The organism is Amycolatopsis camponoti, assembly GCF_902497555.1.
Classification (GTDB): domain Bacteria; phylum Actinomycetota; class Actinomycetes; order Mycobacteriales; family Pseudonocardiaceae; genus Amycolatopsis; species Amycolatopsis camponoti.
The window spans coordinates 532847-545051 of record NZ_CABVGP010000001.1 but is presented as its reverse complement, the minus strand read 5'-3'; the positions used below and the strand labels follow the sequence as shown (position 1 = coordinate 545051).

Here is a 12205-nt window from a genome sequence, read left to right as displayed (position 1 = left end):
GAACGAGCAGGAGGCCCCGCGTTGGCAGGCGGACCGGCGGAAACGGCAGCGCCCGTGCTGCCCGAAGGCCGGTACGGCAGCACGCGGCCGAAGGCGCCCCGGCGCTGGCGGCGGTGGCTCTTCCTGGCCATCGCCCTGCTGGTCAGCGGCGTGATCGCGTGGGTCGCGTACGTCAACCTCGGGTCCGCGCCGATCGACGCCGAGCGCGTCGCCTTCCGCGGTGAACCGGGCAACGCGATGGAAATCACCATCAACGTGACGCGGGACGACAACAACCGGGCGGGCGTCTGCATCGTGCGCGTCCGCGACAAGACCGGCGCCGAGAGCGGCCGCAAAGAGCTCCTGATCCCCGCCGGCGCGAAGTACAGCAGGATGACCACGACGATCAAGAGCATCGGGGAACCGGTGACGGCCGACGTGTACGGCTGCTCGTACGACATACCAGACTACCTGTCAACCCCATAGCGGCCAACGGGGTGAACCGCGCGCCCAACGCCCACGGCGCGCGGAAATAACGGGCGTCGGCCTGTCGCGCCGTGATAGTCTGACCCTTCAGCACGGCCCGCGACGGGCCGTGTTTTTCCTTTATCTCAGCCACGCGGGCACCTACGCCCGTGTGGGCCGGCTTGAACACGCAAGCCTGGCAGGCCCGACGAGGAGATGGTGACCGTGAGCGACACCAAGGTGACCTGGCTGACCCAGGATGCCTACGACCGGCTCAAGCACGAGCTCGACGAAATGATCGAGAATCGTCCGGTCATCGCCGCGCGCATCAACGACAGCCGCGAAGAGGGCGACCTCAAGGAGAACGGCGGCTACCACGCCGCCCGTGAAGAACAGGGCCAGGCCGAGGCGCGCATCCGGCACCTGCAGGAGCTGCTGCGCTCGGCCAAGGTCGGCGAGAAGCCCGCGAACGACGGCACCGCCGGCCCCGGCAAGGTCCTCACGGTCCGCTACGAGGGCGACGACGAGGACGAGAAGTTCCTCCTCGCCACCCGCGAAGAGGGTGCCGAAGGCGACCTCGACGTGTACTCCCCGGAGTCGCCGCTGGGCAAGGCCCTGCTCGGCGCCAAGGAGGGCGAGTCGCGCGAGTACGAGCTGCCCAACGGCAAGCTCCAGAAGGTCACCCTCGTGAAAGCGGTTCCGTACACCGACGCCAAGTGACCAATCCGGCCAAAAGCAGGCCGCCCGCACGCGGCAAGTAGTGCTTCCACGAAGCCTTCGGCCGTGGCTGTGGCCGGATTGGTCACCATCGGTACAGGACAACGGCTAGCGTGTCCTCCCAGGAATCACGTTCTGGGAGGACATCGCCGTGAGCACCGAACCCCTCTGCCAGGCCTGCGGCATGCAGTACGCCGTGGCCCGTGACGACTGCCCGGTCTGCGAGGACGAACGCCAGTACGTCCCGGCGGCCGGGCAGCAGTGGACGAACCTCGAAACCCTGCGCGCGAGCGGCACGTACACACCGCGCATCGAAGAGCAGGGCCGCGGCATCATCGGCGTCGGCTCGAACCCCGGCTTCGCGATCGGCGAACGCGCGTTGCTCGTGCAGGCGCGGTCCGGCAACTTCCTGTGGGACTGCGCGGCCTACCTCGACGACGCGCTGGTCCAGCAGGTCCGCGACCTGGGCGGCATCACCGGCATCGCGATCAGCCACCCGCACTACTACACGACGATGGTGGAGTGGGCGCACGCGTTCGACGTGCCGATCTACCTGCACGAAAGCGACCAGCAGTGGATCGGCCGGCCCGACCCGGCGGTGAAGCTGTGGTCCGGCACGACGCTGGACGTCGCCGACGACCTGCGCCTGATCAACCTGGGCGTCCACTTCACCGGCGGCACGGTCCTGCACTGGCCGGACGGCGAAGACGGCCAGGGCGCGCTGCTGTCCGGCGACATCGTGCAGGTCATCCCGGACCGCACCCACGTGGGCTTCATGTACAGCTACCCGAACCTGGTCCCGGAGCGCCCGCACATCGTCCGGCGCGCGGCGGAGCTGCTGGCGGGCTACCGCTTCGAGGCGATCTACGGCGCCTGGTGGGACGCGATCGTGCGGACCGACGGCTTCGAGGTCGTACAGCGCTCGGCGAAGCGCTACCTGGCCCAGGTGGCCGACGAAGGCTGAGCGTCAGCCCCGCGCGGTCCGTTCGAGCAACGGGCGGACCCGCGGCGGCACCGGGGTCGACAAAGCGATCGACGTCGACGTCCGCAGCACGTCCGGGACCCCCACCACCTCGTCGATCACCCGCTGCAGGTCGTCGTTCCCCCGCGCCACCATCCGCACGAACAGGTCGCCCTGGCCCGTCGTCGCGTGGACCTCGCACACCTCGTCGATCGCCGAAAGCGCTTCCGTCACCTCCGCGCGGCGGCCCTGGGCGATCTCCAGCCACGCGAACGCCGTCAGGCCGTAGCCCATCGCCGCCAGGTCGAGCTCCGGCGGGAAGCCGCCGAGGATGCCGCGGTCGGTCAGGCGGTCCAGGCGCGCCTGGACCGTCCCGCGCGCGACCCCCAGCCGGCGCGCGCTCTCCAGCACGCCCAGCCGCGGGGAGTCGGTGAGCAACAGCAGCAGGCGCGCGTCCAATGCGTCGAGGTTCTCCGACATTGCTCTCTCTCCTGCACAAGTTGTCCACGTTGACAGCCGATGTCCGGCCACCGCCAAGCATATTGCCCAGCGAAAACAGAGACCATTGCACATCTTGCCTCATAGGGTCGATCCTTCGAGGTATGACCCAGACTGCCGAACCCCAGAGCGGCCTCGACGACGTCAGCTATGACCAGCTGCGTCAGCTCGTCGGGCTTGTCGACCACGACGCCTCGACCGACCCGTTCCCGGTCAAGGCCATGGACGCGGTGGTGTTCATCGCGGGCAACGCCACCCAGACGGCCTGGTACTACCAGATCGCCTTCGGGATGCAGCTCGTCGCGTACTCGGGCCCCGAGACCGGCGACTTCGAGCGCAAGTCCTACGTCCTCAAGTCCGGCTCGGCCCGGTTCGTCATCACCGGCGGCGTGAAGCCGGACTCGCCGCTGCTCGACCACCACCGCAAGCACGGCGACGGCGTCATCGACCTGGCGCTGGAGACCACCGACGTCGACAAGTGCGTCGAGCACGCCCGCGCGCAGGGCGCGACCGTCCTCGAAGAGCCGCACGACGTCTCCGACGAGCACGGCACCGTGCGCGTCGCCGCGATCGCGACCTACGGCGAAACCCGCCACTCGCTGGTCGACCGGTCGCGCTACACCGGGGTCTACCTGCCCGGCTACGAGCCGCGCGAGAGCACGGTCAAGCGGCCGGAAGGCGCGCCGAAGCGGCTCTTCCAGGCCGTCGACCACTGCGTCGGCAACGTCGAGCTCGGCAAGATGGACTACTGGGTCGACTGGTACCACCGCGTCATGGGCTTCGTGAACATGGCGGAGTTCGTCGGCGACGACATCGCGACCGAGTACTCGGCGCTGATGAGCAAGGTCGTCTCGAACGGCAACCACCGCGTCAAGTTCCCGCTGAACGAGCCCGCCGTCGCGAAGAAGAAGTCGCAGATCGACGAGTACCTCGAGTTCTACGGCGGCGCCGGCTGCCAGCACATCGCGCTGGCCACCAACGACATCATCGCCACGGTGACGGCGATGCGCGCCGCCGGCGTCGAGTTCCTCGACACCCCGGACTCCTACTACGACGACCCCGAGCTGCGCGCCCGGATCGGCAACGTCCGCGTGTCGATCGAGACGCTCAAGGAACACAGCATCCTCGTCGACCGCGACGAGGACGGCTACCTGCTGCAGATCTTCACGAAGCCGATCGGCGACCGCCCGACCGTCTTCTACGAGCTGATCGAGCGCCACGGTTCGCTGGGCTTCGGCAAGGGCAACTTCAAGGCGCTGTTCGAGGCCATCGAGCGTGAGCAGGAGCGCCGAGGCAACCTGTAGCTTCACGAAACGGCGAAGGCCACCATGGCGGACCTGCGGGTCCCCTATGGTGGCCTTTGACGTGTTCCGGGAACCGATGGCGGCCCGGGACCGTCAGTGTGGAGAAGCAGAGAGAAGGGGCCGGGATGCCGGACAGCATCGACGCCAGCGACGCGATGATCGACAACTGGACCAAGCGGCTCGAGGAGAACGCCGCCCGGTACCAGGCGCTGGCCGATCGCATGCAGGGCCAGTCGGTCACCGAGCGGTCGAAGGACGGCACGGTCCAGGTGACCGTCGATTCGCGCGGCCTGCTGAAGAACCTCGTCATCGCCGAGACCGCGGCCGGGAAGCGGATGGCCGAGGTGTCGGCGCAGGTGATGCAGCTGGTGCAGCGCGCGCAGGCGCGCATCCCGGAACTGCTGCAGCAGGCCATGACCGAGACCACCGGCACCGGCGACCAGGCCGCGGCGGAGATCGTCCGCGAGGCGCAGAGCACCTTCCCGGAACCGCCGCCGGAGCCCGAGCCCGCGTTCCCGGAGCCCGACCGCGTCCGCCGGTTCCTGCCGGAGGACAACGACGAGCAGCCGCCGCGCACCCCGCCGCCGCCCGCGCCTCCGCAGCCGCAGCAGCAACCGCCGCGACGCCGGCGTCCGGCCGACAACGACGATGACGACGACTTCGGCGGTCCGATTCTTTCCTGAGGGGGAAACCGATGACGGATGTGGAACTCAGCACCGACCTGACGGCGCACGCCCACCAGCTCGACGCCATCGGTGACGGGCTGCAGCAGGCCGTCGACGCGGCGAACCAGGTCAGCATGCCGACCGACGCGTACGGCATCCTCTGCCAGCCGTTCCGGATGATGCTCGACCCGGTGGAGCAGTACGGCATCGACGCGCTCAAGGACGCCGTGCAGGCGATGACGGCGGTGTCGGGCAAGGTCCGCGAAGCCGCGGCGGCGTACCACAAGTACGAGGCCGGGGTGGCCGACGACCTGAACAAGTCCGCGGGCGGTGCGTGATGCCCGAGGGGAACCCGCTCGTCGTCGACGCCAAGAAGGACCCGGACGGGCCCGGCGCGTTCACCGCGGGCAACGGGGACTACGGCTGGGCCGGCGGCATCGGCATCGCCGAGTCGTCGATGGACGCGTTCAACGGGATCAAGGACGGCGACTGGGTTTCCGGCGGGCTGGGCATGCTCAGCCTGGCCGGGGAGATCGCGGGTGCCGCGATCGACCCGTTCGGCTACCTGATGTCGTCGGTGGCGTCGTTCCTGATGGAGCACATCCAGCCGCTGAAGGACATGCTCGACTCCATCGCGGGCAACCCGCCGGTGATCCAGTCCTACGCGGACACCTGGGGCAACGTCTCGAAGGCGCTGGGCGAACGCAAGACCGACTTCGACAACGCGGTCAAGAACGGCACCACCGGCTGGACCGGCGAGGGCGCGGACGCGTACCGCAAGTTCGCCGCCGAGCACAGCGAAGCGCTGTCCGGCGCGGCGACGGTGGCCGGCGCGATCAGCACGGTCACGATGATCATGGGCCAGGTCGTCTCGTTCGTGCGGGAGACCGTGCGGCAGCTGATCGCGGACCTCGTCGGCAAGCTGATCGCCTGGGTGATGGAGGAGGTCTTCTCCCTCGGCTTCGGCACGCCGGTCGTGGTGGCGCAGGCGTCGGCCGCGATCGCCAAGTGGGGCAAGAAGATCGGGGAGCTGCTCAAGAAGCTCACCGACACGATCCGCAAGGTGTCGCCGCTGCTGTCGAAGCTGGTCGACGTCTTCGAGAAGATCGCGAAGGTCTTCGGCAAGGTACTGGGCAAGGTCAGCGGGCTCGACGGGCTGAAGGTCAAGGAAGGCGGTTTCGTCCACAAGGTCCCCAAGGAGGGCGGCGGGGTCCACACCCGCGCCCACGGCGGGGACGGCGCCGACGGTTCCCACAGCGGCGACGGGGATTCCTCGCACAGCGGGGAAAACTCGGGCGACGCCGGTCACACCGACGGGGATTCGCCGAGTTCCGATCCGATGAACACGGATCCGGGATCCCGCCGGAGCTCGAGCCGGGAGGGATCCGGTTCGCCGGACGGGGACAGCTCGCCGTCGCGCACCGGGGACGGGGATGGTTCGCCCTCGGGTGACAACTCGCCGTCGCACACCGGGGACGGTTCTTCCGCGCACACCGGCGACAGTTCTCCTTCGCGCGCGGGCGATTCGAGCCCTTCGCCGACTCGATCGCCTTCGGGCGACGGCAGTCCTTCGCCTACCCGCGGCGCCGACAGCACGCCCTCGCACACGGGCGACAGCAGCCCGTCGCCTGCCCGCGGCGCCGACAGCACCCCGTCCCACGCGGGTGACAGCAGCCCGTCGCCCACACGAGGCAGCGACAGCACCCCGTCGCACACCGGGGACACCAGCCCTTCGCCGACTCGTGGCGCGGACAGCACGCCTTCGCACGCCGGGGACAACGCACCGTCGCGGGCCGGCGACAGCAGTCCTTCGCCCACCCGGGGCAGCGACAGCACCCCGTCCCACGTGGGTGACACCAGCCCCTCACCCACCCGAGGCACCGACAGCACGCCGTCGCACACCGGCGACACCAGCCCCTCACCCACCCGCGGCACCGACAGCACGCCCGCGCAGACCGGTGGCGGCTCGCCGTCCCGTGGTGGGGACGGCGGCTCGCACCCCGACACCGAGACGCCCAGCAGCGCCACGCCGCCGCGGGCCGAGGGCACCACCTCCGCCAGCGGTACCGCGCCCACCGCTCCGCGCACCGGTGAACCCGGCGCGGTCCCCTCTCCACGCGGTGGCGACGGCGCCTCCGTCCCGGCGCAGGGTGGCGCGCCGATGATGGGCGGCGGCGGTGGCATGCCGCCCGGTGGCGGACCCGCCGGCGGCGGCGGCCTCGGCGGTGGTTCCCCGCGCACCGGCGGTGGCGGCTGGACCGGCACCCCGGGCAGCCCGGGCGCGCACAGCCCGCACGTCGACGCGCCCGGCCGGCCCCGCACCGGCGGCGACCTGCCCGGCGGCGGCCGTCCGCGCACGCCGGACGCACCCGCCCCCGCGGCCCGCGGCTTCGGCCCCGGCACGCACGCACCTGGCACGCACGCACCCGACACCCACGCGCCGGGCACCCACGCGCCGGGCACCCGCCCGCACGAAAACGGTCCCCACGACGGCCCCGGCCATCACGACCCCGACGGCGGCACCCCGCACCACAACGAGCCGCTGACCCCCGACGAGGTCAACGCCCGGCACTCCGAAAGCACGCCGTCGGGCAGCTCGTACCACGCCGGCGACCCCGAAATGGGCGACCTGCCGCACCGCGTGCAGCCCGACCCGGACGGCCGCTACACCGTGGACGTGCACGTCACCCCGGACGGTCACGCCCGCATCGGCGACCGGCTCTACACGCCGGAGGAGTTCGCGGACATCCTGCGCCGCAACGGCGACTACGACGGCCGGCCGGTCCGCCTGATCGGCTGCGACGCCGGCTCCAACGACTTCGCGCACCGGCTTTCGCGCGAGCTCGACACCGAGGTCATGGCCCCGACGAAGCCGGCCTGGACGGACTCGCACGGCCGCGTTTTCTCCTCCGACTACGAAATCGGCCCCGACGGCCGCATGCGCCCCCGCATCCCGCCGGACGGCGAGTGGAACACCCACCACCCGGACGGTTCGACGCACCGGGCGGGCGACGACGGCTTCGCGCCGGATTCGCACCACGGCGACCAGCACGACGTCGACGCGGACAGCGCCCGCCACCGGGGCGACGGCGACGACGACGGGTCGCCCTCCCACGCGGACGAAGACGACGAAGAACTCTTCGACAGCAGCACCTGGGACCAGCACGAGGTCCCCCGCTCGGACCCGACGTACGACGACAAGTTCGTCAACTACGACCGGCCGGGGAGCGAGCACCCGCACGACTCGCCGGACAACCCGTACCACCGGCCGCCGGATTCGCCGCAGACGATCGAGTCCGGGCCGCGCCCGCGGGACCGCACGGAGCCGGGCGACTTCTCGACGCCGGTGCCCACCCACCCCAAGGTGCTGGCCGGGGTCGAGCTGACGCCGAACACCGAATACCACGTGGTCAACCGGACCCGGGGCGGCGACATCGCGTCCGAGACGCGCTTCTACACCGACGCCGAAGGCAAGATCAAGTGGGTGGAGTGCAGCCCCGGCGGCGGCCGGACGCCCGAGGGCGTCAAGCTGCCAGCGAACCCGGACTTCAACTACCCGCTGCTGCCCGACTGCCACTACCGCGTCGACAACTTCAACGACCCGTCGAAGAAGCTCGACTACCACACGGACAGCCGTGGCCAGACGGACGCGGCCACCGGCCAACCGCACTACGGCCCGTCGAACGAGGACTTCCGCGACGCCGGCGGCAAGTACACCGGTCAGGGCCGGGCCGGGCACGAAGGCCAGAACGCCTACCGGGGGGACCCGAACCACGGCGAAGTCCGGTGGGCGGGCGGTCACCTCATCGCGACCGAAGCCGGCGGCGCGCCGGGCTACGGCAACATGCACGGGCAGATGGCCGCGTCGAACAGCGGGCACGCGCGCGACGGCTGGGACCCGCCGGAAACCTGGCGGCGCCAGGAGGAACAGCTCGCCGCCTACCACAACCCGCCCGACCGGGAGGTCGAGCTGCTGCAGGTGAGCACGCCGCGGCGGGCCGACGGTCTGTCCGAAGAGGACGTCATGCGGTGGCGGGTCACCGAGGTCGACCCGGCGACGGGTGAACGGGTTTCCCGCGTGTACGAGAGGGTGTTCGTCAACGTGCCGGAGAACATCGACCCCAACGCGACGGTGAGGCGTTATGGCGAGCCCTGATGAGCTGATCCCGCAGATCTTCGACGCCGTCGAGCGGGTGCTGCCGCCGAAGTGGCGGCACGCGACGTTCCGGGTCTGGGCGACCGTCGTGGCGTACCAGACGGAACTGACGGTCGTCATGACCGACGGCAGCTCACCCGAGGTCGCCCCGCCCGCGGTGACGAACCTGCTCGCGGCGCTGCGCGAGGCGATGTACCAGCCGGGGCGCGGCACCTGGTTCTCCGCGGCCTTCCTGCTGCGCGCGGGCGAAGAGCCGGAGGCCACGTTCAACTACGACCAGGACCCGCGGTGGTTCCCGGAGCTCCCGCCGGTGGCGTTCGCGCGCGACCTCGCGGCGTTCCCGCGCGCGGACGAGTGGATCCCGGAGTGGCTGCGCCGGGTGCTCGCCGACGCGGCGGCCATGGTGCCCGCACCGGAAGACTAGGGTCGGATCGACGAAACTTCGCACCGGTGAACGAAAAACGGAGGACCGGACCGCATGACGCTGAACCCGATCGAGCAGAACGAACTGCTCGGCGAGATCGCGAAAACGCTCATCGAAGCGGCGCCGCCGAACTGGCAGCGGCTGTTCTTCGAGTTCATGTCCGTCGGCAAGCACGCCAGCGTCGGCATGGCCGCGACGCTGGAGAACGGCACTCGGCAGCAGGTGCCGGCGCCGCGGGAGCTGTCCAAGCCGCTTTCGAAGCTGCGTCGCGGGATGTACGCCGACGGCCTCGGCACGTGGTACTCGATGGACATGGTGATCGACCGGCCCGACCGGTACCAGGTGCGCTTCAACCGGGACGAAGAGCCGCCGTTCCCGACGCCCGCGGCCCCGGAGCAGTACGCGTTGGACCAGGAGCGCTTCCCGCGTGCGCCGGAGAACATGCCGGACTGGTTCCGGGCGAAGCTCCCGTCGTGAGCCGCTGAGCGAACCGGAGGGGATGAACCGTGAGCCAGCCACCGGGGCCGCTGCGCCCGGACCAGCAGCAGGAGATCGTCCGGCAGATCGGCGCGGTGCTGACGGCGCAGGTGCCGCCGGGGTGGCAGCAGCTGCGCGTCGAACACCGCGCCGCCGGACGGCACGTCGAAACCGAACTGCTGGTGACCGGCCCGGACGGCCTGCCCCGGCCGGCCCAGCCGCACCCGGAAGCGGTGCGGCTGCTCGGGGTGCTGCGGTCGGGCATGTACCAGCCCGGACTCGGCACCTGGCTGGGCGCGATCTTCGTGTTCGCGCCGGCGCAGCCGCCCGACGTCGACTTCGTGCGGCCGGACCTCGAACCGCCGTTCCGGCAGCAGCCGCCGCCGATCGGGTTCCAGGACGAGCTGCGCTTCTTCCCGCGCGCCGACGAGCACGTCCCGGGCTGGCTGCGTGAGCGTGCCGGCCTGACCCCGCCGGTCGCCGGCGGAGAGGTCCGCACCCCGCGGATCTACGACGGCGTCGACGCGTCGGGCAAGCCGCTCGTCCGGCGCCGGCCGCTCGTCCCGGCGGAGATCGAACGGGTGCTGGCGTACCTCGACGCGGCCCCGGTCATCCTGGCCTCGCGCAGCAACGGCCCGGACGCGTTCGCGCCGGACCGCACGGACGCGGTGCCGATGAACTTCCGCACCGACGGCGCCTGGGCGTGGCCCGGCGCGGTGGCGTACTACCTGCGCGAGCACGGGGTGCCGCCGGACCCGGACCTGGTCGCCCACATCCGGGCCCGCCGCTTCACCGCACCGTCGGACGTCCCCGAGCCGGCGAAGGACCTGGCCCTCGCGGCGATCACCGGGGAAACGCTGTGACATCCGGGGCTCCGCCCCGGGCCGGGGGCTCCGCCACCCGGAACCCCCGAAGAGCGCCTCAAACAACCGTGTAACCCGCGTCCGTCAACGCGACTTCGAGGTCCTTGCAATGCTCGGGACCGCGGGTTTCGAGCGCCAGGACGATATCCGCCTCGCCGAGGTCGAGGCTGCCGGAGATCCGGGAGTGTTCGACGTCGAGCACGTTGGCGCCCAGCTCGCTCACGCGGGAAAGCACGCCCACGAGCGAACCCGGGCGGTCCGGGACCCGCAGGTGGAGGCGCAGGTAGCGGCCGCCGGCCGTCATGCCGTGCTGGATGATCTGCAGGAGCAGCACCGGGTCGACGTTGCCGCCCGAGAGGATCGCCACCACCGGGGGCTCGAAGATGCCGGGGTGCTGCAGCAGCGCCGCGACCGTCGCCGCGCCGGCCGGCTCCACCACCAGCTTGCGGCGTTCCAGGCAGAGCAGCACCGCGCGGGAGAGGGACTGCTCGGAAACCGTCACGACGTCGTCGACCAGCGACGCGACGTGCGCGAAGCTGACCAGGCCGGGCTCGCCGACCGCGATCCCGTCGGCCATCGTCGAGGTCGAGCTCAGCCGCACCGGCGCGCCCTTGGCCAGCGACGGCGGGTACGCCGCCGCCTCCTCGGCCTGCACGCCGACGACGCGGACGTCCGGGCGCACCGCCTTCACCGCCGACGCGACCCCGCCGACCAGCCCGCCGCCGCCGGTCGCGACCAGGATCGTCTTCACGCCCGGCACCTGCTCGAGGATCTCGAGGCCGACGGTGCCCTGGCCGGCGATGACGTCCGGGTGGTCGAAGGGGTGGATGAACACCGCCCCGGTCCGCTCGCCGAACTCGATCGCCGCGGCGAGGGTCTCCTCCAGCAGCGCGCCGTGGAGGTGGACGTCGGCGCCGTACCCGCGGGTGGCGGCGAGCTTCGGCAGCGGCGCCCGCAGCGGCATGAAGACGGTGGACTTGGCGCCGAGCAGCGACGACGCGAGCGCGACGCCCTGCGCGTGGTTGCCGGCGCTGGCCGCGACGACCCCGCGTTCGCGTTCGGCCTGGCTCAGGCCGTGGATGCGGGTGTAGGCGCCGCGGATCTTGAACGACCCGGTGCGCTGCAGGTTTTCGCACTTCAGGTGCACCGGACCGCCGTGGAGCCGGCGCAGGTCGCGCGCGTGCTCCATCGGCGTCACCCGGGTTACTCCGCGTAGGAGTTCCCGGGCGGCCTGGATCCGCTCGATGGTCACGAGTTCCATGGCCCGGATGATGCCACTCAGGAACTCCACAGGTTGACAGGGCGGGGAGCCGGGTACCCTGGGGCGTGTCAACGCACGGTAAACAGGGAGCAACCATGGCACGGGGGAACGACGCGGACGCCGCTCGACGGAGCCGCGCGACCCGGTCGGCCGGCCTGCTCCCGCTGGTGATCGGCGTGGCCTCGGCGGTCGCGCTGACCGGTGCCGCGTTCTTCACGGTCGACAGCGCGTCCTGCGGGTCGCCGGCCCAGTACATCCGCCACGACAGCCACGTCGAGCTGGTCGGTGGCTGCGTGGACGGCGCCACCCTGCCGGCGACGGGCACCCCGAAGTCGGGCGGCGTCGTGCACGGCAACTACAACCCCTGAGCCGCGGCGGGCTCGCGTCCGTGACCAGGGTTGTTACCCCGATGTGCCCCTGGGACAGGAAAGTGCC

Annotated in this window: 13 protein-coding genes; 11 read left to right on the top strand and 2 right to left on the bottom strand. The window is 71.2% G+C overall.

Annotation, left to right across the window (positions count from 1 at the left end):
* The first annotated feature begins 21 nt into the window (after nt 1–21).
* The 3 genes from AA23TX_RS02665 to AA23TX_RS02655 all read left to right on the top strand — a co-directional run bounded on the left by AA23TX_RS02665 (nt 22) and on the right by AA23TX_RS02655 (nt 2125).
* Nucleotides 22–465, top strand: coding sequence for a DUF4307 domain-containing protein (locus tag AA23TX_RS02665; RefSeq protein ID WP_155541004.1), 444 nt, complete (start codon nt 22–24; stop codon nt 463–465).
* 195 nt (nt 466–660) lie between these two features.
* Nucleotides 661–1164 (top strand): transcription elongation factor GreA, encoded by a 504-nt coding sequence (gene greA, locus AA23TX_RS02660; protein ID WP_155541003.1) that lies wholly within the window; start codon nt 661–663, stop codon nt 1162–1164.
* Nucleotides 1165–1312: 148 nt separating this feature from the next.
* Nucleotides 1313–2125, top strand: coding sequence for an MBL fold metallo-hydrolase (locus tag AA23TX_RS02655; RefSeq protein WP_155541002.1), 813 nt, complete (start codon nt 1313–1315; stop codon nt 2123–2125).
* 3 nt (nt 2126–2128) lie between these two features.
* Here AA23TX_RS02655 and AA23TX_RS02650 read toward each other — a convergent pair whose 3' ends face one another.
* Entirely contained in the window at nt 2129–2602 is a 474-nt protein-coding gene (locus tag AA23TX_RS02650; RefSeq protein ID WP_155541001.1) for an Lrp/AsnC family transcriptional regulator, read from the bottom strand.
* A gap of 122 nt (nt 2603–2724) precedes the next feature.
* On the opposite strand from AA23TX_RS02650, the gene hppD reads away from it, so the two are divergent.
* The 7 genes from hppD (at nt 2725) to AA23TX_RS02615 (ending at nt 10509) form a co-directional block, all read left to right on the top strand.
* Nucleotides 2725–3924 carry a 4-hydroxyphenylpyruvate dioxygenase gene (hppD, locus tag AA23TX_RS02645; RefSeq protein WP_155541000.1) on the top strand — a complete coding sequence of 400 codons (1200 nt, stop codon included), beginning with the start codon at nt 2725–2727 and terminating at the stop codon, nt 3922–3924.
* Between the two features lie 125 nt (nt 3925–4049).
* The gene (locus tag AA23TX_RS02640; protein ID WP_155540999.1) at nt 4050–4607 is read left to right on the top strand and encodes a YbaB/EbfC family nucleoid-associated protein; all 558 of its coding nucleotides are present in this window, start codon (nt 4050–4052) and stop codon (nt 4605–4607) included.
* 11 nt (nt 4608–4618) lie between these two features.
* Entirely contained in the window at nt 4619–4927 is a 309-nt protein-coding gene (locus AA23TX_RS02635) for a type VII secretion target (RefSeq protein ID WP_086679876.1), read from the top strand.
* Nucleotides 4927–8745 carry a DUF8616 domain-containing protein gene (locus AA23TX_RS02630; RefSeq protein ID WP_230862314.1) on the top strand — a complete coding sequence of 1273 codons (3819 nt, stop codon included), beginning with the start codon at nt 4927–4929 and terminating at the stop codon, nt 8743–8745. The genes AA23TX_RS02635 and AA23TX_RS02630 overlap by 1 nt, the downstream gene beginning before the upstream one ends.
* Nucleotides 8732–9169, top strand: coding sequence for a hypothetical protein (locus AA23TX_RS02625; protein WP_155540998.1), 438 nt, complete (start codon nt 8732–8734; stop codon nt 9167–9169). The genes AA23TX_RS02630 and AA23TX_RS02625 overlap by 14 nt, the downstream gene beginning before the upstream one ends.
* A gap of 54 nt (nt 9170–9223) precedes the next feature.
* A complete protein-coding gene (locus tag AA23TX_RS02620) occupies nt 9224–9646 on the top strand; it encodes a hypothetical protein (protein WP_155540997.1) in 423 nt (140 codons plus the stop codon).
* A 29-nt stretch (nt 9647–9675) separates the two neighbouring features.
* Nucleotides 9676–10509, top strand: a complete 834-nt coding sequence (locus AA23TX_RS02615) for a ferredoxin (protein ID WP_155540996.1) — start codon at nt 9676–9678, stop codon at nt 10507–10509.
* A gap of 58 nt (nt 10510–10567) precedes the next feature.
* Here AA23TX_RS02615 and ilvA read toward each other — a convergent pair whose 3' ends face one another.
* Nucleotides 10568–11770, bottom strand: coding sequence for a threonine ammonia-lyase (gene ilvA / locus AA23TX_RS02610; protein WP_155540995.1), 1203 nt, complete (start codon nt 11768–11770; stop codon nt 10568–10570).
* A 95-nt stretch (nt 11771–11865) separates the two neighbouring features.
* Between ilvA and AA23TX_RS02605 the strand changes: the two genes are divergently transcribed.
* On the top strand, nt 11866–12138 hold the full coding sequence (locus AA23TX_RS02605) for a hypothetical protein (RefSeq protein ID WP_155540994.1): 273 nt from the start codon (nt 11866–11868) through the stop codon (nt 12136–12138).
* Nucleotides 12139–12205: the final 67 nt, after the last annotated feature.

Coding starts and splice junctions, on each gene's coding strand:
- AA23TX_RS02620 (WP_155540997.1), top strand. CDS start 9,224: ATGACGCTGAACCCGATCGAGCAGAACGAACTGCTCGGCGAGATCGCG.
- AA23TX_RS02605 (WP_155540994.1), top strand. CDS start 11,866: ATGGCACGGGGGAACGACGCGGACGCCGCTCGACGGAGCCGCGCGACC.
- hppD (WP_155541000.1), top strand. CDS start 2,725: ATGACCCAGACTGCCGAACCCCAGAGCGGCCTCGACGACGTCAGCTAT.
- AA23TX_RS02625 (WP_155540998.1), top strand. CDS start 8,732: ATGGCGAGCCCTGATGAGCTGATCCCGCAGATCTTCGACGCCGTCGAG.
- AA23TX_RS02630 (WP_230862314.1), top strand. CDS start 4,927: ATGCCCGAGGGGAACCCGCTCGTCGTCGACGCCAAGAAGGACCCGGAC.
- AA23TX_RS02650 (WP_155541001.1), bottom strand. CDS start 2,602: ATGTCGGAGAACCTCGACGCATTGGACGCGCGCCTGCTGCTGTTGCTC.
- greA (WP_155541003.1), top strand. CDS start 661: ATGGTGACCGTGAGCGACACCAAGGTGACCTGGCTGACCCAGGATGCC.
- AA23TX_RS02635 (WP_086679876.1), top strand. CDS start 4,619: ATGACGGATGTGGAACTCAGCACCGACCTGACGGCGCACGCCCACCAG.
- AA23TX_RS02640 (WP_155540999.1), top strand. CDS start 4,050: ATGCCGGACAGCATCGACGCCAGCGACGCGATGATCGACAACTGGACC.
- ilvA (WP_155540995.1), bottom strand. CDS start 11,770: ATGGAACTCGTGACCATCGAGCGGATCCAGGCCGCCCGGGAACTCCTA.